Raw genomic sequence first — 22,920 nt, 5'->3', positions numbered from 1 at the left:
AAGGTATGACTAAAGAAGTAAGAGTTAGATTCGCTCCCAGTCCAACAGGAGCATTGCATGTAGGTGGAGTTAGAACTGCATTATATAATTATCTTTTCGCCAAGAAAAATAAAGGTAAATTCATTCTTAGAATAGAGGATACCGACCAAACTAGATTTGTTGAAGGCGCGGAAGAGTACATTTTTGAATCCTTAAAGTGGGCTGGGATCAACCCTGACGAAGGACCTAATGCCGGAGGTTCTTATGGTCCCTACAGACAATCAGAAAGAAAGTCTATATATAAAGAATATGCCCAACAACTCTTAGACAATGGGCATGCATATTACGCTTTTGATACTTCGGAAGAGCTTGATGCAATGCGTGAACGACTGAAGGCTGCTAAAGTTGAATCCCTCACCTATAATAGCGTTACCAGAATGCAAATGAAGAATTCTTTAACTCTATCTGAAGATGAGGTAAAGGAGAAGCTTTCTGCTGGGGAGCCTTATGTTATAAGACTTAAAGTGCCTAGAAAAGAAGAGGTAAGGCTAAATGATATGGTCAGAGGTTGGGTAATGGTACATTCCTCAGCCATAGACGATAAAGTACTGATGAAATCTGACGGAATGCCGACTTATCATCTGGCAAACGTGGTGGATGACCATTTAATGAAAATAAGTAATGTGATTAGGGGGGAAGAATGGTTGCCATCAGCACCACTGCACGTGCTACTTTACAAGTATTTAGGATGGGAAGATACAATGCCCGAATTTGCTCATCTACCATTATTGCTTAAACCTGATGGAAATGGCAAATTGAGCAAGAGAGATGGAGATAAATTAGGCTTTCCTGTATTTCCTATTACTGGCCAATTCCCTGATAAAGATGGAAAACCAGAAAAATACTCTGGTTTTAGAGAAGCAGGATACTTACCAGATGCTTTCATCAACTTTTTAGCCTTCTTAGGATGGAACCCGGGCACTGAGCAAGAGATTTTTTCATTGAGCGAATTAGTAGAGAGTTTCACTATTGAACGAATTGGTAAATCAGGTGCAAAATTCGATATCGAAAAAGCTAAATGGTATAACCAACAATACCTGAAAGCGAAACCTACTAACGAATTAGTGAATTACATTAGTGAAAAAGTAGAGCCAGATCACATTCAATATAGTAATTCTTCATTAGAGAAAATTTGTAATGCATTAAAAGAGCGCGTAGAGTTCCCTCAAGACTTATGGAACGAGGCGCAAATTTTCTTTGTTAAGCCAGAGAGCTATGATGAGAAAGTAATCAGTAAGAAATGGAATGAAACTGTTGTTGAGGTTCTGAATGAATATAAAGATAAACTAGTTGAAAAAACTGATTTAGACTCAGAATCTGCTAAATTACTACTTAATGAAGTGCTGGAAAGGCAAGGTGTTAAAATGGGCATGGTAATGCAAAGTTTACGTGTAGCACTTACAGGTCAAGGAAGTGGACCTGATTTAATGCAGGTAATTGAAATCCTCGGTGCTAAAGAGTCTGCTGAAAGAATTGCTACTGCAATAAATAATATTCAAATAGATGTCTAAGAAAAAGAAAAAAAATAAGGACGAAGAAAAAAAGAAGGATAAACCCACTGTAAACAAGGATTTAGAGGGTTTTAATGTGGAGATTGATTCATTCGGTGAACTCAAAACAAGTTATAATATTGATAAAATCAATGAGTTTTTAAACAAGAATGTTGAAGATAAAAAGCTTGTTGATAGAGAAGACTACGAAGAACTAAAGTCTGGAAAAAGTGATGAGGAAGAATAATCCTTGCTTCACTTCACACTTTTAATAATCACCGATTTATACCCTGTTTTTTCCTCCCAAACATACTTCAATGCTCATTGGAGTTATGAGTTGTTTAACACTATCTTTGCCGGAATCACTAATTAGATAATCCATGAATAATCTTAAAGTTGGCATCTTAAAAGAAGGTAAAATACCTGTCGATAGACGTGTTCCACTAGTTCCATTTCAGGCAAGAGAGATTGTAAACACCTTTCCAAACGTTAAGGTTGTTGCTCAGAAAAGTGATATTAGATGCTATAAAGATGACGACTACCTTAATGAAAAAATTGAGGTAGTTGATAACGTAGATGATTGTGATATTTTGATGGGCGTAAAAGAAGTGCCCATTAAAAATTTAATCGAAGGAAAAACATACTTGTTTTTTTCACACACCATTAAAGAACAATCATATAACAGAGATTTGTTAAGAGAGATATTATCTAAGAAAATCAGGTTAATAGATTACGAACTTTTAACAGATAGTGAAGGAACAAGAGTAGTAGCTTTTGGCAGATATGCAGGGCTTGTTGGTGCGTATAATGGGATTCTAACTTATGGTAAACGATACAATCTATTCAACATAAGGCCAGCACATAAGTGTTTCGATTTAGAAGATTTAAAAACTGAATATGAGAAGGTAAACCTTCCCGCCATCAAAATAGCAGTAACCGGTGGTGGGCGTGTATCACGTGGAGCAATGGAAGTGCTAGATGGTATGCGAATAAGAAAAGTGACACCTGCTGATTATATCAATGAATTGTATGATGAGCCTGTATACACGCAACTAAACTCTCGTGATTATAACAAGGCTAAAGACGGCACAGAGTTCAATAGAGGTGATTTTTATGAATCACCACATTTGTACGAAAGCGATTTTGCTCAATTCTCGGAAGTCACCGATTTATTAATTGCTGGAGCTTACTGGGATCCTGCAGCACCCGTGTTATTTAAAAGAGAAGATATTCTTGAGCCGAACTTTAAAATCAAGGTAATTGCGGATATAACTTGTGATATTGAGGGCTCTATACCTTCAACCAAGAAACCAAGCACAATAGATGATCCTATCTATGATTATAATCCATCTGAGGACAAAATAGAGGCTGCTTTAAAGGACGAGAGTAACATTACAGTAATGGCTGTCGACAATTTACCTTGCGAGTTACCTAGAGATGCTTCTGTTGATTTTGGGAAAGAACTTCTGAACAATGTGCTTCCTCATTTATTTAATAAGGATTCCGAAGGTGTAATTGAACGTGCGACTATTGCTAAGGATGGTAAGCTAACAGATCGTTTCCAATACCTGCAAAATTATGTGGATGGAAAATAAACGATTCTCATAGCGTAGGCGTTATTGTATCAACTCAATAAAATTGGCTATTTTTATTCTTTATGGCGCAACCTGACCTACTCTCAAAGTCCAAAGCTTTTGCAGAAAAAACTCTTTCGAAGCTTCCGCAGGATTTTACGTATCACGATTTGAAACATACTCAGGAAGTAGTTGAAGCGGTAGAGCTTATTGCCAAAGAAGAATCAGTAAATGGTGAGGAGTTAGAAGCCTTAAAAATTGCCGCCTGGTTTCATGACTTAGGGTATAACTGTGATGAAAATAACCATGAAGAAGCCAGCATAAATTTAATGCGTGATAAACTTGAAGAGTGGGGTGCAGAAAGCAAAACAATTGAGCAAGTTTCCAGACTCATCCAAAGTACGAAGATGCCTCAACAGCCACAGGATGAGCTTTCTAAAATAATTTGTGATGCTGATCTCTTTCACCTATCTACAGATGCATTTCAAATGAAAAGTGAGCATTTGCGGGAAGAGCTCTGCAATGTTTGCAATCACCAAATGTCTTCCAATGAATGGGCACAAAAAACGCTTTCTTTTATTGAGTCGCACACCTATTTCACTAACTATGGGAAGAACATTTTAGAACCTCGAAAACAAGAAAACCTCGATCTGTTAAAAAAAAAGATTAATAAAGAAGCCAAGTCAGTAAAAAAGCTTGAGGCCAAAATAGAAAAATTAGAGGCTAAACTTGTGAAGGCTAAAACACAAAAGCCAGACCGAGGTATAGAAACGATGTTTAGAGTTACCTCAAAAAATCATTTGCAGCTTAGCGCAATGGCTGATACTAAGGCCAATATAATGATCTCCATTAATTCCATTATTTTATCAGTGCTGGTATCTGTCTTGTTCAGAAAATTTGAAGACTACCCACAGTTAATAATTCCCGCATTGATATTAGTAATTGTTTGTTTAACGACTATCGTTTTTGCCGTATTGGCAACCAGACCAAACATCTCCTCGGGTAAATTTACACGTGAGGAAATTCGTGAGAAAAAAACCAACCTTTTATTCTTTGGCAACTTCCATGGTATGGAGTTAGACAACTACATGTGGGGAATGAAAGAGATGATGAAAGATGCCGATTTTCTCTATGGAAGCTTGATTAAAGACATCTATTTTTTAGGAATAGTATTGGGTAAAAAATATAAGATGCTTAGAAAATCTTATAATGTATTCATGTTTGGCTTTATCATAGCCATTATGAGTTTTGTCATAGCATTGTTACTTTACCCAAACAGCGCCTAACTTATCTGGAGCTCAGATAATTATAAAATTCTCGTTGACTTCTAATACTTCCTGATTTTTGAGATTTCTTGTTTTCTAACTTACTAGTTAGAACAACTCCCTTCACTGTATCATTTAATTGCAGTTCGAGCATTTTAGTAATCTCCTCTTTATGATCTTCTTCCAGCACAGGGAAAACTACCTCAAACCGTCTATCAAGATTTCTTACCATCCAGTCGGCTGAACCCTGATAAATTTTTGGTTGGCCATTATTGTAAAAGTAAAACGCTCTGGAGTGCTCTAAGTATGTATCTACTATTCTACGAACTGTAATATTTTCACTTTGGCCTGAAACGTTAGGAATTAGGCAACAAATAGATCGCACAATCATTTCAATCTTCACTCCCGCATTACTGGCATCGTACAGTTTACTAATCATTCTGGTATCCTGAAGATTGTTTAGCTTTATTATTATATGGCCCTTGCCCCCACTTTCCACATTCTTAATTTCCTGCTCAATGAGTAATTCAAAAGCTTCAATCAGGTTAAATTGAGATACCAGTAAAGAATTAAACTTTGGTGTATTTTTTTCATTGTTCTCTAAAAATTGAAACAAATGACTTAAGTCTTTATTCATTGATTCATTAGTAGAGAAGATGGCCTGATCAGCATATATTTCTGCTGTTTTTTCATTGAAATTTCCTGTACCGTAGTAACCATAATTTCGGTTTTTAGAGCCCTGTTTTTTTCTAACGAGTGCTACTTTAGCATGAACCTTAAGACCTGGCATACTGTAGATGATAGTGATACCAGCCTTTTGCATCCTTTCGGCCCATTGCAAATTATTTTGCTCATCAAAGCGGGCTTTAATTTCAACGAATACTGTTACTTTCTTACCATTGTGAGCAGCGCTTATCAGGGCATTGCATATGAATGACTCTGGAGCAATTCTATAAAATGTGGCTTTAATCTCTTCAACATCAGGATCCAAGGCCGCCTCATTAAAAAAACGAAGAACATAGTCGTACGACTGATAAGGGAAATGGAGCATCACATCCTTTTTATCAATAGCGTCAAATATTGAATCTGAATGTTCAAGTTCATACTTAACTAAGGTTTCAAATTCCTTAGATTCTAATTCCGGCTTTAGTGGATTTGGCAGAGAAAACAGATCATGCATATTATGATACCTACCGCCAGGAACCAAATCATCTTCATTCAGATCCAATCTACTAGTGAGGTATTCCAATATACTTTTAGGCATAGATTGATCGTACAGGAACCGAGAAGGTACACCTAAATTTCGTTTTGCGATCTGCTTCTTAATCTTATCAACTAAATCTCCAGAGTACTCATCATCAATATACAAATCAGCATCCCTATTAATTTTAATAGAGTAGCAGCCGTCAATTTTATATTTAGGAAACAGGAAAGATAAATTCTCTCTTATAATATCATCAATAGCAATATAGAAATACTGTCCTTCTATTCTTGGCAACTCCACATACCTTGATAAATTGTCGGATGGTATATTTAGCAAAGCTACTTCCTGCGTGCCCTGATCTGATTTTAAATCAATAATGAAATAGAGTTTCCTGTTCTCAAGAAAAATATCGCTCTTTTCCCCTTTTGTAAGAATGATAGGTTGTAGGTAAGAAAGTATTCGTGAACGAAAGTATTTCTTAAGAAATGGTCTATGATTATCATTTATAGGCTCATCCCTGTAAAATATAATGTTGTTTCTCTTTAATTCAGGTATGATTTCATCACGCTTTATCCTACCAAATTCTTCCTGCTGTTCATGTACTTCATTGAGCAGCTTTTTAAGTACCTTCTTTGGACTCTTATTTAATTTCGAATTAATTTTCTTTTTATCGATTTCTACAATACTTCGAATAGCCGCTACCCGTACTCTAAAAAATTCATCCAGATTAGACGAATAGATAGCAAGGAACTTTATTCTATCATAAATGGGTAATGAATCATCGGCAGCTTCCATTAAAATGCGTTTATTAAATGAAAGCCACGAGAGGTCTCGATCGAAAAATTTATAATCCATATTAGCCATATTATTAAAACAAAAGAGGCTCTAGCGAGCCTCTTTATTTTAAATAGTTGATATAATATTTGAACTATTAGTTGCCAAAAATATATCTAACGCCAAGTTGCATTCTCCAAATTGAAGGTGCATTGTTAATTGTCCATGCTTCTGGTCTATCAGAATAATTATAAACTGGACGTCCTGACGCAGAATCAAAGCCCGTAAATTGTAATAGGTTATACGTATTAAATCTTACATCATACTGTCTTCCCCATTCATTATTTAAGAAGTTCGCCACATTTTCAATATCCATTGTAAACTGTAGTCTATTCTTATCCAATACTTTGAACTCCTGCATTAATCTTAAATCAATTAATGCTGTCCATGGTGTTCTCGCACCATTTCTCTCAGCTATTTTACCTCTATTCTCCTTTAAATAATCATCTCTTTCAATAAAGGCATTAAGTTCTGCCCATTGTTGTGCCTGAGTTGCTGCATCAGCTGGCACGCCTCCTGATCCAAAAAGAATCTCACTCTGGTCTCTTGGAATATAAGCTTGGTCGTTACCAAAAGAACCATCACCGTTTAAGTCACCATTTACCATAAAAGTGAACGGAGAGCCTGATTGAGCACTAAAGAAAACACCAATTGATGTTGCAGCAAAATTGGCATATTCTTTCCTGTAATTAACATTACCTACAATTCTATGTCTCAAATCCCACACAGAATAACTCAAATCAACGGTATTAGGGTTGCCTGGAGTAGGATTAAATTCCCAACCAGAATTGGCTGTAGTATGTGTTCCACCATTGGCATCTTTTGAAACACCGTAGGTGTAAGCTAACATAGCTGATAAGTTGTTAGACCATGATTTGTTCAACTGTCCGGTAAAGCTGTATTGGTGCCCTTCATTTGTGTTAGTCAGTAAGAAGACGTCTCTAAAATTATCATTGATTTGATTATTAGAAAACGTTGGCCTTCCAGCCTCTGTAGGAATAGACCCGTCAGGTGTACCCAGCTGTAAATTCTGATACTGAATTGCATTGATAGTTTTAGAATAAATTGCTTCGAAAGTAGCTGTTAATCCCCATGGTAATTTAGTATCTACCGCAAGGTTCATTCTAAAATTTTGAGGTAATTTCAGATCTTCATCCAATACATCAATTTGAGAAGTTGGTGCATTTGACTGTCTACTCTCAATCTCTTGTCTAACAGCTGGATCATTTACATCAACTCCTAATTGATCCGCAATAAAGTATTCATATGTTCTGTTACCATCTGGATATAAAGGAACATTATCACCTCCACGATTTATTCGCACATCCACTAATGAGGTTGTAGCTCCCGAGTTAGTGTATGCATTAGATATCCAAACAAAAGGAACACGGCCTGTGAATATTCCTAATCCACCTCTTACCTGAAGTGATTGATCACCATTTACATCATAATTAAATCCGAACCTAGGAGACCAAAGTAATTGACCACTCGGCACATCCTGTACATTTCTACCAAACTCCTGCGCAAAAAGAGGGTTGGCATTTGGTTCATCTAAGAATAATGGAATATCAACTCTAAGACCAGCCGTTAGCCTTAACTTTTCAGTTGCTTGAAACTCGTCTTGTACGTACCATCCTGTCTGTAAAAACCTTAGATCAACAGGCTGAAAACGGTCATTAAAATAATCCAATGAATATCTTACTCTAAATCTTCCATTTGGACCTAAATCGTTATTAAGGAAATTATCTAGTCCATCGTATTCATAATGACCTGGATAACGATTCACAAATGAATTAAATATATCAAACATTTCGTTATGAGTTCCAAACGTAAACGTGTGCTTATTTTTAAATAAAGTAAAATTGTTAGTAAGCTGTGCGATTCCTTGCCTTAATTCGTTACCAACTGAGCTTCTTTGAGAACCTGCTATTAATGTAGTACCATTATCTGTATCTATCTCTACCATCGGAAATAATGGCCCGTAATCGTCTAGATTTCTTTCTCTATTAATGCTAGTATAACCGATAATCAGGTTATTTGAAGCATTATCAGAAAGTCTAGATCTCAACTCTAAAATCGATGAATTGCTCACAACATCATTTAAGTACCCATTATTTTCAAATTCTAAAGAATTTTGAGACCTACTGATATTTTCATCAGTAGCCTTTAAATAACTATGTCTAAATGATATTTGATGATCTTTGTTGATGTTGTAATCTAACTTTCCAAATATCTTAGTATTCTGTCGTTCTGGAACTAAAGAACCAAAACCTCCTGGGTCATAACCAAAATTATTTTGTAGGTAATTACGCACTGACTGAGCGTCTTCAATACTAATATTTGATACGTTAGCAGGAACATCTCCACCAAAGGCATCCAGTTCTGATTGTGAAACAAGCCTAATTTGATTTGGTGTTTCTGCTACCTCTCTTTCCACATTTACGAAATAGAATAGCTTATCCTTAATTATTGGTCCTCCAATTCTTGCTCCATATTGCCTATTAAAAAATGGGGATTGTTTCTGGGGGTCATCTCCTATTGTTTTACCAGCAAGATTTTCGTTTCTCACAAAGTAGTACGCTGAACCTTCTATATCATTTGTACCTGACCTAGTTACAGCATTTATACCACCTCCCGTAAATGACCCTTTTGTAACATCATAAGGGGCAACTAAAATGGATATTTCTTCAATTGCATCCAGTGAAATTGGTTCAGCACCTGAACTACTTCCTGGTAATCCATCAGAATTCAATCCGAATGCATCGTTATTAACTGCACCATCTATTGTAATGTTGTTGTACCTACTATTACTTCCGGCAATTGAAACTCCACCATTACCAACTCCTGAAGCAGCTTGCGGAGTCAACCTCACGAAATCCTCAATTGATCTATTAATTGAAGGGTTTTGGTTTATAGTTTCAGTGCTAACGTTGGTAGCAGCACCAGTCCTACCTGAGTTTATAACTTCATCAGTTTGTGCCGTAATTACGACTTCAGCTAAAGTTTCAGCATTATCATTCAAAGTGAAATTCAAGTTTCTCTTTTCACCGAGAACCAAATTTATTCCTTCTATCACTTGCGTATCATATCCTACGAAAGATACCGTAACTTTATAAGGCCCACCTGTTCTCATGTTGGCCAATGTGTAATACCCATCAATATTGGAGATGGTTCCATAAGTGGTTCCTGAAGGTGTATGAACCGCCACAATGTTTGCTCCTGGGAGAGGTTCACCTGAATTATCAGTTACTCTACCATTCATACTTGATGATGTTACCCCCTGAGAATAAGCAACAAAGCTTACTCCTATCAGAAATGGAATAACAAGTAGTCGATGTAAAATTTGTTTCATAGCTTAAAATAATAGTGATTGATTTTTAATTTATGCAATTATTTAGGATTAAAACAGACATTTATTCAATTTTAAATCCTTGCAAATTAAACGGTGGTATGTTTCTTACACCCTCCTAAAAGTTTATCTAATTGTTAAGAATTAATGAAACTCAAATACATGCGATTTTTTATTCTAATAATCTTATTAACCACAAATTCCATCTCTTTTTCTCAGGCAGATCTATCCTATTATTTACCAAGTGGGGTAACATATAAGTCAGACATACCTGAGCCCTCTGATGTACTTGGACACGAAGTTGGCGAGTGGCATGTGAGTCATGATAAGCTGGTTGAATACATGCGAGCCCTTGACACTGCTTCTGACAGAATTACATTAGAAGTAATTGGTAAAACCTACGAAGGGAGGCCGTTAATTAACCTTATCATCACCTCACCATCCAATCATCAAAATCTTGAAAATCTGCAAAATGAGCATATCACACTCACTGATCCCAGCAAGTCATCTCAACTGGCAATTGAAAATATGCCTGCCGTATTTTATATGGGTTATAGTATACATGGAAACGAACCCAGCGGAAGCAATACTTCGTTATTAGTCGCCTACTACCTTGCAGCTGCGCAAGGAAGTTACATTGATAAAATTCTCGATGAGACTATCATTCTTTTAGATCCGAGTTTTAACCCTGACGGCCTAAACCGGTTTGCCAATTATGTCAATGCTAATAAAAGTTCTAACACATATGATGATCCAAATAACCGAGAACTGAACGAGCCCTGGCCAGGCGGAAGGACTAATCATTATTGGTTTGATCTGAATAGAGACTGGCTTGTTACTCAATTACCTGAATCTCAAGCAAGAATAGCCCAATTTCATAAGTGGAAACCAAACCTTTTAACGGATCATCATGAAATGGGAAGTAATAACACTTTTTTCTTTCAACCAGGCATCCCTTCAAGAAACAACCCAAAAACTCCTGCAAAAGTATTTGAGTTAACTGCTGAATTAGGCAGGTTTCATGCACAGGCTTTGGATAGCATCGGCTCGCTCTATTACACGCAAGAAAGTTATGACGACTTTTATTATGGGAAAGGCTCAACCTACCCTGACATTAACGGAGGTATAGGTATTCTCTTTGAACAAGCAAGTTCGCGAGGTCATGCAAGGGAAACAGAAAATGGTGTATTAACCTTCCCTTTTACTATCAGAAATCAATTTAATACAGCGCTTTCATCATTAAAAGGCCTGAATCAAAATAGAGATGCTTTTCTCAATTATCAGAGAAGCTATTTTAAAGACGCTTATAACGAGGCTACAAAATCCGGCCAGGCAGCTATCGTATTTGGTTCAAAAGATAAATGGAGGAATTACCACCTTGCTGAACTGATGAACAGACATGGAATTTCAGTTTATCAGAGTAAATCTAAAACTAAGATATCCGGGCAATCCTATGAAGTTGATGAATCTTATGTGGTTCCTTTAAATAATTCGAATTACAGGCTTATTAAAGCCATGTTTGATGTCACTACTAACTTTCAGGACAGTTTGTTTTATGATGTTTCTGCATGGACATTGCCAATGGCATTTAACATTGACTATGAAACGGTTAATGGAAGAAGCTTCAATGCGAATATGTTAGGTCAACCATTTTCACCTATTCTTCAACCTAAGGGTAAAATAGTAGGTGATAATTCTGATTATGCCTATGTCTTTGAATGGAATGATTACTACTCACCAAAAGCATTATACTACTTGCTTAAAAATGGTTTTAAATTAAAAGTAGCCACCCAAAACTTCACATCCGGGGATAAGAATTTTGAGGTAGGAACTATCTTAATTCCGGTCGGAATTCAACTTAAAACAAAGGGAGAGATACATAGCACACTGAAATTTTTAAGTGAAGATGTTGGAATAGACATTCATGCATTAAAATCTGGACTTAATTATGAAACAGTGAGCCTTGGAAGTCCTTCGTTCGAGACAATAAGTATACCTTCTATTGCTATTTTAGTGGGCGAGTCAGTCCGATCCTATGATGCTGGTGAAGTATGGCATTTATTCGACCAAAGAATGGATATGGAGGCAACTCTATTACCAGTTGATAGATTTAGTAGAGTTTCGTTAGATCGATATAATGTCATTGTAATGGTTGATGGTTATTATTCAGCTTTAAACATTAACGATGCTGAAAAATTAAAAGAATGGGTGAAGAATGGAGGCTTAATAGTAGGCTCACAAGGTGCATTGAAATACCTGAATAAAATAGGTCTGGGAAAATTTGAGATGAAGAAATCCGCTAAATCTGACTCCTCTAAGTACAGAAAATATTCCGATATCGATGCATTTGAAGGCGCCCAGGAAATAGGCGGTGCCATTTTTAATACACGAATAGATTTAACTCATCCATTATTTTATGGTTATCAAAAAGAGTATTTACCTGTTTTTAGGAATTCTGAAGATTTCCTACCTCCATCAACAGGTGCATATTCTAATCCAATGATGTATACTGAGAATCCTTTATTGAGCGGTTATATCTCTGAAGAAAACCTTGAAATGCTCAAAAATAGTTCAGGTGTGGGTATTTCATCTTATGGACAAGGCAAGGTTATTGGGTTTACCGATGACTTAAATTTTAGGGCATTTTGGTATGGAACCAACAAAACGTTTTTAAATGCCATTTTCTTTGGTAAGTTGGTAGATAGGTCGGCTAACAGATAGTATTAGATTGGAACTGACTGATTATAATTGTAATTTCAATAATTAAAGATATTTTGGCACAGTTTTGGACTATCTTCGCTAGAATTAATTTATCATGAAATCGCTTAAATACATATTACTTTTTTGTCTATCGCTTGTTTTTTTTAGTGAGACTCACGCACAAAAAGAAACTATTGATGATGTAAAAAATGCCATTAAGTCAGGTAGCTCAAAAGAGGTTTCTAAGCATTTTGATGCTAATGTTGATGTCACTATTGACTCAGATATTCAAACTTATAGCAAAATACAGGCTGAATATGTTTTTAAGGACTTCTTCAAAAATAATCCACCTACAAGTTTTACTATAGTACATCAGGGATCGTCTAAAGGAGGCTTGCCTTACGCTATTGGCCAATACATTAGTAACGGACAAACATTTAGAGTTTGGATGAGAATAAAGAGCTCAGGAGAGCGCTACCTAATCAATGAAATTTCCTTTATAAAGGAATAAAACTGATTTTCTATTATGTCGTTGGCTTATTTATCTGATAAATCCATCAAGCAATTTATTAAATCTGCCCTGGCAGAGGATATTGGCGATGGCGATCACTCCTCATTATCGTCTATTCCACAAAAGCATAAGAGTAGAGCACGACTTCTAGTAAAAGACGATGGTATTCTTGCCGGTGTTGATTTGGCCCATAAGATTTTTAAAGAGGTAGACCCTGAACTTGAGCTCAACATTTTGATGAAAGATGGTGATACAATGCAGTCAGGAGATATTGCCTTTGAAGTTTCAGGAAGCGCGAGGTCTATATTAACTGCAGAAAGGTTAGTGCTTAATTGTATGCAGCGCATGAGTGGCATTGCTACATATACTCATCATATGTGCTCTTTAATAAAAAGCACAAAAGCCAAAATTCTTGATACGCGAAAGACCACCCCGAATTTCAGAATTGCAGAAAAGTGGGCAGTGGCAATTGGCGGTGGTAAAAACCACAGATTTGGGCTATATGATATGATCATGTTAAAAGATAATCATATCGATTATGCAGGAAGTATCACAAAAGCAGTGCAATCCACGCAAAAATATTTGAAGGAAAAAGGAAAGCAACTCGCCATAGAGGTGGAAACAAGAAACCTTGATGAGGTGAAAGAAGCGCTATCTGTTGGTGGTGTAGATGTAATAATGTTGGATAATATGATGCCTTCAACCATGCGTGAGGCTGTTAAGCTTATTAATGGCCAATGTAAAATTGAAGCCAGTGGTGGCATTACTGAAATGAATATTGCTGAAGTGGCAGAGTGCGGAGTAGACTTTATATCAATAGGAGCGTTAACACATTCAGTAAAAAGTAAAGACCTGAGCCTTAAGGCATTTTAAGCTTCCAAAAAAGAACTCGCCAATCAAACAATTATTATTCTAATGAATTAAGTTTGCACCTCATTTGAAGAAGTGGAGTAAATATTAGAAGAGATGATTGTTAAAACCAAAAAGTATAAACTCGAAAGCGGAACCTACATTAAACTAGCGCTTATTAGCGTATTGAAACAACAGTGGTGGGTATCCTTAATTGTGCTGGCTATTTGCGCAGGCTACTTCTGGATACCTAATATCTGGTGGTTTATAGGAGCAGGAATCGGGCTTGTATTATATATTTTATTCTGGCTAATACAATTTGCCGGGGTTACTCAACTCGATCAAACCAAAATGCTTTTTGAAAAGCTCGCTTATGAAATCACTAGCCAGCAAATATTAATTAAGCTCAACAATAAGCAAGGAATGCCGCTAAAGTGGGAGCAAATAAAAAGAGGAAGTGTTGGGAAAAATCACCTGCTTTTGGTTGTTAATAAAGCACAGCTAATTCACTTACCATTCAAGATTTTCAACACGGATAACGAGCGTAAATTTGTAGAGAGCATTATGAAGCGTAAGGGCTTAATTAAATAATGTTTTCGGAGGAATACGAAAAACCCAAAAGGAAACTCAACCCAAAAGAAGCGAAACTAAAGGCCGCTGACTTTTGCGCTTATCAGGAACGATCGCAACAACAGGTAAGAGATAAGCTTTACACTTATGGCTTATATAGCGATGATGTAGAGCAAATTCTAAGTGAACTTATCACTGAAAACTTCATCAATGAAGAGCGATTTGCCAAGGCTTATGCGGGCGGAAAGTTTCGTATCAAAAAATGGGGCCGAAATAAAATCCTGCAAGGCCTTAATCAACATCGAGTAAGCAATTATTGTATTAAAAAGGCTATGGAAGAAATTGATGAAGAGGACTACCAAAACACTCTTCTCGAACTCATTGCAAGTAAAAAGAGCAAAGTCACTGCTAAAGATAGCTTTACAAAAAATAGAAAAGTAGCTGCTTACCTTATACAGAAGGGTTATGAACCAACCCTTGTTTGGGATGCCTTAAAAAACGAGGATTAACTTGTATTCTAGCTGACAATAGCATTTTTCACACCAACCTTTTAATCGAAATGGAGTATAGAACCTTATCAATAAAGAAAATTTTATGCTGATAAGAATCATCCTGCTTGTCTTGGTATCGCACTTTTGTTTAGGTCAGACAACTATCAATGCAAAAAAAGGTTTAGCTGTTGAAGGCTATGATGTTGTAAGCTATTTTAATGGGGAGCCTAAAGAAGGAAAAGAATCATATCAATCTCAACATCAGGGAATTACCTACTATTTTAATTCTGAAAAGAATTTAGAAGCCTTTAAAAAATCACCAGATAAATACATTCCTGCTTATGGTGGCTGGTGTGCTTATGCCATGGGCGAAACTGGAGAAAAGGTAAAAATAGATCCTGAAACGTATAAAATATTAGATGGTAAGTTATATCTCTTCTATAACTTTTGGGGTAACAATACGCTGGAGCCGTGGAATGAGAATGAGAAAAAACTAAAATCTCAAGCCGATAAAAATTGGGATAAGCTAAAAAACAATTAGTTAATTCTCCAAAATCACTTTTTAATTATATTTGCTCGGATGAAATTAACGGAAGCGTGTAAGGAAATATTAAAACAGTTAGATTCTGTTATTAATAGCATAAAAGATGAGGATTTTGCTAAGCCCATCCCTTCACTTAACAATTCAACCATAGGCCAGCATGTTAGGCATACTTTGGAGTTTTTCACTTGTCTGATCAGCAGCTGTAAAAACGGTGCAGTTAACTACGACAAAAGAGATCATGACGCAGTAATAGAACAAGACAGAACTGTTGCAGAAGCTGTAATTGCGGATATCATAAATTTTCTTGATGATGCACCTTCCAATATTCAGTTGACACTGGTGGCTAATTATAACCTTTATGATGAGGAGAATACCGCTATCGAAACTAACCTTTATCGTGAACTTGCCTATAACATAGAACACGCCATACATCATATGGCACTAATTAAAGTGGGTCTGAAAGAAATAGCATCTTATATTTCTCTTCCTAGTAATTTTGGTGTCGCTGTATCTACCATTAAATTTCAACAGGCACAAGTAGCCAAATAAATCCAATGTTTTTTGAATCCATTTGGAGGAGTAACTTTTTAATTAGGCTCCGTAATTGGGAATATTGGCCTTTTTTGGTCGTCTATTGGCCTGTATTTATTTATTGGTTCTATCTGGCTGCTAAAGCAAGATCATTTTTCTACTTTTCTGCATCCAACCCTGGAATTGAAAATGGTGGAATGTTAGGCGAATCAAAAATAAAGATTTTGGATAGTTTGCCTTCTAAACTAATCCCACAAACTACATACATAAAGCATGAAGATAAATCACTAAGCGAAGTGATTGCCACACTTATTTTCCCCGTGATATGCAAGCCAGATATTGGAGAAAGAGGTTGGAAGGTTGAAAAAATTAATAATGCTGAAGAATTAATCAATTATCACGAAGAGATTACTGTTGATTACCTGATTCAGGAATATTTAACGGAGGAAATTGAACTAGGTATTTTTTATTACAGATATCCATCTCAAAAATCAGGGGTTATTAGTTCAATCGTGGCTAAGGAGATGTTAACCTTAAAAGGAGATGGAAAATCTACTCTCAAGGAGCTAATATCGAAATATGACAGAGCCAAATTGCAATGTAAAACATTAGAGCTCAGATATAAGAATCGTTTAAATGAAATAGTGAAAGAAGGTGAATCAATTCATCTGGTTTACATCGGAAATCACTCCAGAGGAACTAAATTTTTAGATGCTAACCATCTAATTAATAGTGAGTTAGTGCAATTATTTGATGATATAGCGCGTAACATTAATGGGTTCTACTTCGGGCGATTTGACATCAAAGTCCATTCCATTGAAGACCTTTATCAAGGTAAATTAAAAATAATGGAATTGAACGGAGCAGGATCTGAACCAGCACATATTTATAACCCCGGTTACAGTCTATGGAACGCTTATAAAGTAATTTTCCATCATTGGAAAGTGTTATTTGAGATTAGCATGGAAAATCACAAAAAAGGAATTCCATTTATGACCTTGAAAGAGGCATGGCGCGAGTACAAAAAAACAAGAGCAGTAGGCACATGATAACAGTTTTCTTATTTGCCTTTCTCTTTAGTTTTATAGGCTCTATTCCTCCCGGAGCCATAAATATAAGTGTGCTTCAACTCGCTATTGAAAATAAAAGTAGAGCTGCCATCAGATTCAGTCTCGCGTCTGCTATAATAGAATTCCCCTATGTTATCATCGCAGTGATTTTTAGTGATTGGCTGCTTTCAACTGAGATTGTGATGAACAACATCAAACTTTTATCCACTTCGGTGATACTATTATTAGCGTTTATTAACACCTATCAATACTTTAAGAATGACACCCCAAAACCCTTAACTAATAAAGGCGGATTTAGAAGAGGAATGATAGTTAGCATTTTTAACCCATTGGCTATTCCATTTTGGGTTGGCATAACTGCGTATTTGTCCAACCAAGGTTGGATGAGTATAGATAATAACAGTCAGCTACTTACTTATGCACTGGGAGTGTCAGCAGGTACTTTTGCCTTACTATTTGCATTGATCAATTTTTCGACTCGAATTAACCTGGAGATCAAAAATCAGAAACTCACAAAGCTTATTCCAGCCGTTGTATTCTTCATTTTGGGATTTTATGGAATTTGGCAGCTACTTATTGATGTTTAATTGAGTTACATCAGGTTTCAATGTAAACACCACCTGTTTATTTGTTAGTTTTTCAATGATAGGTTTGAGCATAATCTCTGCATTTCTCAATGTATTTTCCATAATACCAGAGTTTATTGCTGACTGTTTTATTTCATCTTCTGCTGCCTGATATGCCCTTCTGATAAACTCTTTTTCGTCTTCCAATGGGTTGGTTTGCATCGAGTAAATACGCGTTTTAGACATATCTAGCTTATAGTAACAAAGTTCTGGCTTTGGTAAGTTGATATAAATAGTATCGGTAGAATGGTAAATATTTTCCTCTGACAGCTTAGAAAGATCAATGCATCCTACAGCTGAACCTTCAGATATCAAAGCAATTTTACTGTCGGGTCCCAGCTTGAATATTTTCCAAAACTCAGGACTTACCTTCTTCAATTCGGTAATTTCTTTAAAATTATACCTAACCAATTCAAGCTTACCTAAAGATTCCACTTCTCTTAAAATACTTGAATTAGTTATCTCAATTGGTTTCTCTTTAATTTCCTGAGTCTGCCACAAATAGATTACAATAGCCAAAAGCCCAATCCATGGTAATATCTGTAAAATTTTCACTACTGATCTCATAAGTTGCACGTAATAATATTTTCAATTTAAAGATTATTCATAGCATTAAATAATGCTGTTCTGTAACTTTCATTTCATGTGGAAAATTTGGATAGATACAGGCGGAACTTTCACAGACTGCATTGCCATTGATCCTGAGTTCCATCAGCATAGACTCAAACTTCTAAGCAGTGGTATCATTAAATGCTACATCAAACAAAAACTAGATGATACTACACTAAAAGTTTCGCTTAATCCTCCTATAAATAGTAACATCCTTTCCAACTATCAACTGATAGAATCAAAATCAGGCAAATCAATTGAAATAGAGGGTTACGAATCCGAAAATCAATTGTTGAAGCTGTCTGAAACTTTGGCTGACACATTTGATTTATCCGGTGGGTACGAGATCACAGCTTTAGAGCCGGTGCCAATATTGGCTGCAAGAATTTTAACTTCTACAGCTTTACAGGCAAGCTTGCCTAAAATGGAAATGCGGCTAGGCACCACAAAAGGAACTAATGCTCTTCTAGAAAAAAAAGGAAGTGACGTTACTCTTCTAATCACCAAAGGATTCAAAGACCTTTTAAAAATTGGTACGCAGCAGAGACCAAAGCTCTTTGAGCTTAACATTCAAACTCCTCCTCCACTCTACTCAAGAGTTATTGAAGTCGATGAAAGAATTACATCTGATGGTTCAATTTGGCAACCAATTAACTTATTAAATGACGAGATTGATAGTATTCCAAAAGATTCATCCATAGCCATTGCCTATCTAAATAGCTATAAAAACCATGCTCATGAATCTATTACCTTGGAGCAACTGAAAAATAATGGGTATAAGTATACCAGTGCATCACATCAAGTTTCATCTAATATAAGAATTGTTCACAGGGCAGAAACAACAGTTGTTAATGCCTATTTGGAGCCTGTTTTAGGTAAGTATTTTAAAGAAATCAAGGAAAAGCTACCGGAAAAGCAGCTGAGAATTATTTCAAGTGCCGGAGCCATTGTTGATAGCACGGAATACCTTCCTAAAGATGGGCTTTTGAGCGGACCTGCCGGTGGAATACTAGGTGCCTATCATTCTTCTCGTCAATCGGGGTTTAACCGAATCATTACCTTTGATATGGGCGGTACAAGCACAGATGTTTCCATCATTGAAAATGACATAACCTATGCTTATCAAACAAAAGTAGGTGATGCAACCATCCAAAGCCCTTGCGTGGACATTGACACAATAGCTGCCGGTGGGGGATCAATCTGTTCTGTAAGAAACGGAATGTACGAAGTAGGGCCAGAAAGTGCAGGAGCCAGTCCCGGGCCAGCTTGCTATGGTAATAATGGCCCATTAACCATTGCCGATTTAAATTTATTAGCTGGGCGGGTCGTAACTGACGAGTTTGCTATTCCATTGAAACAGGCTGATTCGGAAAGAGCACTACAAGAAGTTTCAAATGGTTTAGACGAGAAAACATCTACAGAAGATTTGATAGAATCATTTCTTAGAGTTACTAATGAAAATATGGCATCCGCCATTAAGAAGATAGCCACAAGAAAGGGGGCCTCATTAGAGGGTATGTGCCTTGTCACTTTTGGTGGTGCTGGTGGACAACACGCATGCGATATTGCTGAAATACTACATGTATCTGAAGTGCTAATACCTTATGATGCAGGTATTCTTAGTGCACTAGGCATTGGTTTGGCCGATATGGATAAGATAAAAGAGCAGTTGGTTCTTCTGGAGCTTAATTCATTTACTTCCGAAAAAGCTGGAATCTTAAAGTCAATAAAAAAACAAATTTTAGCGGATTTTGAACAATCTGGATATACCGAAGAAGACGTAATTACTAAACATGTATATTGTTATTTAAGATTTGAAGGTCAGGAATCTACAATTGAGATAGACAATATCGGTATTTCCGATCTTTTAGAAGCATTCAGAGATCAGTACATTAAAATTTATAATCATTGGATAGACAATAAAGAAATTGAGGTTGAATCTGTAAAGGTTGTCATGAGTGTTGCCACTAATAATACTGAGTTTGGGAAAAAATCAAGAGTATCTACAACAACCCCAAAACCAAATTCACGAACAAAAAGCCTATGTAACGGAAACTATTTGGACACACCTGTTTACAGTCGAGATCAGTTATCTCCCGGTAATGTAATCAAAGGGCCAGCAATAATTACCAGTAATAGTACAACCATTTATATTAAACCTCATTGGCAGCTTGAAATTGACGAATGGAATTCTTCGGTTTTGAAAAGAATGGCTTCGAACTATGAAGATATTCAATTGTCAGAAAGTGCCTCAAGAACGTTATTTCAAAACCGATTTATGGGTGTAGCCTTAGAGATGGGTGCCATGCTTGAAAGAACTTCATTTTCTGTAAATATTAAAGAACGTTTAGATTTTTCATGTGCAATTTTAGACTCTGAAGGTGACCTAATTATTAATGCTCCGCATATTCCCGTTCATTTAGGCAGTTTAGGTGTTTGTGTTAAAAAAGTTCTTGATCAACTTGAAATAGAAGAGGGCGATGTGGTAATCACAAATCATCCAAAGTATGGAGGCTCTCATTTACCGGATGTCACTTTAATAAGTGGCGTATTTTATAATCATAAGCTTATTGGCTTTGTCGCTAATAGAGCCCATCATTCTGAAATAGGCGGAAGGACACCCGGCTCTATGCCAGTTAATGCCAAAAGCCTGAATGAAGAAGGAGTAATAATTCCACCGATGTATCTAATAAAATCCGGGGAATCACGTATTAAGGAGATTAAAGAGTTATTGAGTAAGGCTGAGTTTCCAACACGATCTGTTAATGAAAATATGGCTGATATTAATGGAGCTTTGGCATCAATTCAGCTAGGCATCAGAGAATTAAAAAAACTTTGTAAGCAATTTGAATCAAATACGGTTGTTGAAAACCTTTTCTCCATTAAAAAGTATTCAGCCTCGCTATTAAAATCAAAGCTAAAGCAACTTCATCATGGAGATTACGAGGCAAAAGAAGAGCTGGATGACGGTTCTAAACTGTCTGTAAAAATTAAGATATCGAAAGATTTAATTGAGCTTGATTTTAATGGCACTTCAGATGTTCATTCGGGTAATCTTAATGCGAATCCAGCAATAGTTCAAAGCGTTATCCTATACGTGCTCAGAATTCTGGTTGATGAAGATATTCCTTTGAACGAAGGCCTAATGCAACATGTAAAAATAGATCTACCTGAGTGTTTGCTGAATCCCAATTTTGACAATCATCAACCTGCTGTGGTGGGAGGAAATACTGAAGTAAGTCAGAGATTGACTGATACTATTTTAAAAGCCTTAGGCCTAGCAGCATGTAGTCAGGGAACGATGAACAATTTACTGTTCGGAAAAGATACTTTCGGTTACTATGAAACAATCTGTGGCGGAACAGGTGCCGGACCTAATTTCAATGGCCATGATGCTATTCATCAGCACATGACCAATACCAAAATAACTGACCCTGAAATATTAGAATTAAAATATCCGGTGAGACTCAATTATTTTCAAATTCGAGAAGAGTCTGGAGGGAAAGGAAAGTACCGAGGCGGTAATGGAGTTTGTCGTTCATTCACATTTTTGGATAATCTTACTCTAACCATTTTGAGTCAACATAGGGTTATAGCTCCTTATGGGCTGAATGGAGGGCACTCAGGAAAAAAGGGGCAACAATTTTTAATTAAGAAAAATGGTGAGAAAATTGAGTTGAGTAGTTCAGATGAACAAGAAATTGAGGATGGAGATCAACTAATTATCAAAACTCCTGGAGGAGGTGGCTTTGGTTTACCCCAATAGATTTACCTGTGACTCACTCACTGATAAATTCACCTCTCGTCCACATGGTATAGCTAGGTTTGGCATTTCATGCCCAATCGGTGCATTGAAACAAACAGGAACTGAACTTTTCACTTTATCCAACACTATATCCTGTAAACCACTACCGAATTTAATTTGTGTGTCCTTTAAATCTGAAAATTGACCAACGATTAACCCAGCAATAGTATCAAATTTACCTGCCCTCTTCAGCTGAGTAAGCATCCGATCAATCTTGTAGTAGTATTCATCAATTTCTTCTATAAAAAGGATTTTACCATCTGTATTAATTTCATTTTTTGTACCAATACTATCTACAAGTAAAGACAAATTACCGCCAATTATTTGGCCTTTTGCCACACCCTTTAGGTTGCGTGAGTGACCCTTCCAGTTATAATTAAGTTCCCCTTCAAACAATATTTTTTTGAGAGAATAAGAAGACTTCTCAATACCATCATATTCAAATTGAACCGGCATAAGACCGTGAATACTTTCAATATTATTTTTATTAATTAACAGATGAAGAGCAGTGATATCGCTAAACCCAATAACCCATTTAGGGTTTTTAATAAAAGTACTCAAATCAACTTCATCAATAATTCGAGTCATCCCATATCCGCCTCTTGCACAAAAAACTGCTTTAACTTCAGGGTCATCTAACACTAGCTGCAGGTCAGACAAACGCTCTCCATCGTTGCCAGCAAAATAACCATGTTTGCTAAGTGCGTGCTCTGCAACTTTAGGTTCCAGCCCCCAGTTTTGAAAGGTTTTTAGTGCCTGATCTAATTGTGATGATTCTATCTGGCGAGAAGGTGAAACAATCACTACCTTATCTCCCGCAAGTAACTGTGGTGGACGCTGCATAGTGTAAAGAAATAAA

18 protein-coding genes are annotated in these 22,920 nt (G+C 36.4%); 14 read left to right on the top strand and 4 right to left on the bottom strand.

The genetic code is table 11. The annotated features are described in order from the left end of the window. Window positions 1-5: 5 nt before the first annotated feature. The 4 genes from gltX to JR347_RS05845 all read left to right on the top strand — a co-directional run bounded on the left by gltX (window position 6) and on the right by JR347_RS05845 (window position 4,389). Window positions 6-1,550, top strand: a complete 1,545-nt coding sequence (gene gltX / locus JR347_RS05860) for a glutamate--tRNA ligase (protein ID WP_205723117.1) — start codon at window positions 6-8, stop codon at window positions 1,548-1,550. Then, window positions 1,543-1,776 (top strand): hypothetical protein, encoded by a 234-nt coding sequence (locus JR347_RS05855; protein ID WP_205723116.1) that lies wholly within the window; start codon window positions 1,543-1,545, stop codon window positions 1,774-1,776. Before gltX ends, JR347_RS05855 begins: the two co-directional genes overlap by 8 nt. A 133-nt stretch (window positions 1,777-1,909) precedes the next feature. Further along, window positions 1,910-3,124, top strand: a complete 1,215-nt coding sequence (locus JR347_RS05850; RefSeq protein ID WP_205723115.1) for an NAD(P)-dependent oxidoreductase — start codon at window positions 1,910-1,912, stop codon at window positions 3,122-3,124. Between the two features lie 62 nt (window positions 3,125-3,186). Further along, window positions 3,187-4,389 (top strand): Pycsar system effector family protein, encoded by a 1,203-nt coding sequence (locus JR347_RS05845; RefSeq protein ID WP_205723114.1) that lies wholly within the window; start codon window positions 3,187-3,189, stop codon window positions 4,387-4,389. A 1-nt stretch (window position 4,390) separates the two neighbouring features. Here JR347_RS05845 and ppk1 read toward each other — a convergent pair whose 3' ends face one another. Both ppk1 and JR347_RS05835 read right to left on the bottom strand, forming a co-directional pair. Continuing rightward, complete coding sequence (ppk1, locus tag JR347_RS05840) at window positions 4,391-6,427, bottom strand: polyphosphate kinase 1 (protein ID WP_205723113.1); 2,037 nt, start codon at window positions 6,425-6,427, stop codon at window positions 4,391-4,393. A gap of 76 nt (window positions 6,428-6,503) precedes the next feature. Next, window positions 6,504-9,758 carry a TonB-dependent receptor gene (locus tag JR347_RS05835; protein ID WP_205723112.1) on the bottom strand — a complete coding sequence of 1,085 codons (3,255 nt, stop codon included), beginning with the start codon at window positions 9,756-9,758 and terminating at the stop codon, window positions 6,504-6,506. A 144-nt stretch (window positions 9,759-9,902) separates the two neighbouring features. On the opposite strand from JR347_RS05835, the gene JR347_RS05830 reads away from it, so the two are divergent. From JR347_RS05830 to JR347_RS05790, 9 genes are all read left to right on the top strand, one after another. Continuing rightward, window positions 9,903-12,476, top strand: a complete 2,574-nt coding sequence (locus tag JR347_RS05830; protein ID WP_235689766.1) for a M14 metallopeptidase family protein — start codon at window positions 9,903-9,905, stop codon at window positions 12,474-12,476. Between the two features lie 94 nt (window positions 12,477-12,570). Then, window positions 12,571-12,966 carry a DUF4783 domain-containing protein gene (locus tag JR347_RS05825; protein WP_205723111.1) on the top strand — a complete coding sequence of 132 codons (396 nt, stop codon included), beginning with the start codon at window positions 12,571-12,573 and terminating at the stop codon, window positions 12,964-12,966. 15 nt (window positions 12,967-12,981) lie between these two features. Then, window positions 12,982-13,839, top strand: a complete 858-nt coding sequence (gene nadC, locus JR347_RS05820) for a carboxylating nicotinate-nucleotide diphosphorylase (RefSeq protein WP_205723110.1) — start codon at window positions 12,982-12,984, stop codon at window positions 13,837-13,839. A 93-nt stretch (window positions 13,840-13,932) separates the two neighbouring features. Further along, window positions 13,933-14,406: a YcxB family protein gene (locus JR347_RS05815; RefSeq protein ID WP_205723109.1), complete on the top strand. Its 474-nt coding sequence runs from the start codon at window positions 13,933-13,935 to the stop codon at window positions 14,404-14,406. Beyond that, window positions 14,406-14,894: a regulatory protein RecX gene (locus tag JR347_RS05810; protein WP_205723108.1), complete on the top strand. Its 489-nt coding sequence runs from the start codon at window positions 14,406-14,408 to the stop codon at window positions 14,892-14,894. Before JR347_RS05815 ends, JR347_RS05810 begins: the two co-directional genes overlap by 1 nt. Before the next feature lie 85 nt (window positions 14,895-14,979). Further along, a complete protein-coding gene (locus JR347_RS05805) occupies window positions 14,980-15,417 on the top strand; it encodes a YHS domain-containing (seleno)protein (RefSeq protein ID WP_205723107.1) in 438 nt (145 codons plus the stop codon). A 39-nt stretch (window positions 15,418-15,456) separates the two neighbouring features. Then, window positions 15,457-15,969 carry a DinB family protein gene (locus JR347_RS05800; protein WP_205723106.1) on the top strand — a complete coding sequence of 171 codons (513 nt, stop codon included), beginning with the start codon at window positions 15,457-15,459 and terminating at the stop codon, window positions 15,967-15,969. Window positions 15,970-15,974: 5 nt separating this feature from the next. Then, entirely contained in the window at window positions 15,975-17,000 is a 1,026-nt protein-coding gene (locus JR347_RS05795; RefSeq protein WP_205723105.1) for an ATP-grasp domain-containing protein, read from the top strand. Next, on the top strand, window positions 16,997-17,608 hold the full coding sequence (locus JR347_RS05790) for a LysE family translocator (protein WP_205723104.1): 612 nt from the start codon (window positions 16,997-16,999) through the stop codon (window positions 17,606-17,608). Before JR347_RS05795 ends, JR347_RS05790 begins: the two co-directional genes overlap by 4 nt. Here JR347_RS05790 and JR347_RS05785 read toward each other — a convergent pair. After that, on the bottom strand, window positions 17,591-18,214 hold the full coding sequence (locus JR347_RS05785; RefSeq protein ID WP_205723103.1) for a DUF4230 domain-containing protein: 624 nt from the start codon (window positions 18,212-18,214) through the stop codon (window positions 17,591-17,593). The genes JR347_RS05790 and JR347_RS05785 overlap by 18 nt on opposite strands. Window positions 18,215-18,290: 76 nt before the next feature. On the opposite strand from JR347_RS05785, the gene JR347_RS05780 reads away from it, so the two are divergent. After that, on the top strand, window positions 18,291-22,022 hold the full coding sequence (locus JR347_RS05780; RefSeq protein ID WP_205723102.1) for a hydantoinase B/oxoprolinase family protein: 3,732 nt from the start codon (window positions 18,291-18,293) through the stop codon (window positions 22,020-22,022). On the opposite strand, the gene JR347_RS05775 is transcribed toward JR347_RS05780, so the two are convergent. After that, the gene (locus JR347_RS05775; protein ID WP_205723101.1) at window positions 22,011-22,904 is read right to left on the bottom strand and encodes a S66 peptidase family protein; all 894 of its coding nucleotides are present in this window, start codon (window positions 22,902-22,904) and stop codon (window positions 22,011-22,013) included. The two genes, JR347_RS05780 and JR347_RS05775, sit on opposite strands and share 12 nt — an antisense overlap. Between the last annotated feature and the right edge of the window lie 16 nt (window positions 22,905-22,920).

It is taken from the genome of Fulvivirga lutea, assembly GCF_017068455.1.
In the GTDB taxonomy this organism is placed as follows: domain Bacteria; phylum Bacteroidota; class Bacteroidia; order Cytophagales; family Cyclobacteriaceae; genus Fulvivirga; species Fulvivirga lutea.
Note: the sequence above shows the minus strand (reverse complement) of the source record. Positions and strands in the feature narration are given on the sequence as shown.

Excerpts from the sequence above, each read along its gene's own strand:
- JR347_RS05850 (WP_205723115.1), top strand. The coding sequence starts at position 1,910 with ATGAATAATCTTAAAGTTGGCATCTTAAAAGAAGGTAAAATACCTGTC.
- JR347_RS05800 (WP_205723106.1), top strand. The coding sequence starts at position 15,457 with ATGAAATTAACGGAAGCGTGTAAGGAAATATTAAAACAGTTAGATTCT.
- JR347_RS05815 (WP_205723109.1), top strand. The coding sequence starts at position 13,933 with ATGATTGTTAAAACCAAAAAGTATAAACTCGAAAGCGGAACCTACATT.
- JR347_RS05785 (WP_205723103.1), bottom strand. The coding sequence starts at position 18,214 with ATGAGATCAGTAGTGAAAATTTTACAGATATTACCATGGATTGGGCTT.
- JR347_RS05810 (WP_205723108.1), top strand. The coding sequence starts at position 14,406 with ATGTTTTCGGAGGAATACGAAAAACCCAAAAGGAAACTCAACCCAAAA.
- JR347_RS05845 (WP_205723114.1), top strand. The coding sequence starts at position 3,187 with ATGGCGCAACCTGACCTACTCTCAAAGTCCAAAGCTTTTGCAGAAAAA.
- ppk1 (WP_205723113.1), bottom strand. The coding sequence starts at position 6,427 with ATGGATTATAAATTTTTCGATCGAGACCTCTCGTGGCTTTCATTTAAT.
- JR347_RS05805 (WP_205723107.1), top strand. The coding sequence starts at position 14,980 with ATGCTGATAAGAATCATCCTGCTTGTCTTGGTATCGCACTTTTGTTTA.
- JR347_RS05835 (WP_205723112.1), bottom strand. The coding sequence starts at position 9,758 with ATGAAACAAATTTTACATCGACTACTTGTTATTCCATTTCTGATAGGA.
- JR347_RS05775 (WP_205723101.1), bottom strand. The coding sequence starts at position 22,904 with ATGCAGCGTCCACCACAGTTACTTGCGGGAGATAAGGTAGTGATTGTT.
- gltX (WP_205723117.1), top strand. The coding sequence starts at position 6 with ATGACTAAAGAAGTAAGAGTTAGATTCGCTCCCAGTCCAACAGGAGCA.
- JR347_RS05855 (WP_205723116.1), top strand. The coding sequence starts at position 1,543 with ATGTCTAAGAAAAAGAAAAAAAATAAGGACGAAGAAAAAAAGAAGGAT.
- JR347_RS05790 (WP_205723104.1), top strand. The coding sequence starts at position 16,997 with ATGATAACAGTTTTCTTATTTGCCTTTCTCTTTAGTTTTATAGGCTCT.
- JR347_RS05780 (WP_205723102.1), top strand. The coding sequence starts at position 18,291 with ATGTGGAAAATTTGGATAGATACAGGCGGAACTTTCACAGACTGCATT.
- JR347_RS05830 (WP_235689766.1), top strand. The coding sequence starts at position 9,903 with ATGAAACTCAAATACATGCGATTTTTTATTCTAATAATCTTATTAACC.
- nadC (WP_205723110.1), top strand. The coding sequence starts at position 12,982 with ATGTCGTTGGCTTATTTATCTGATAAATCCATCAAGCAATTTATTAAA.
- JR347_RS05825 (WP_205723111.1), top strand. The coding sequence starts at position 12,571 with ATGAAATCGCTTAAATACATATTACTTTTTTGTCTATCGCTTGTTTTT.
- JR347_RS05795 (WP_205723105.1), top strand. The coding sequence starts at position 15,975 with ATGTTTTTTGAATCCATTTGGAGGAGTAACTTTTTAATTAGGCTCCGT.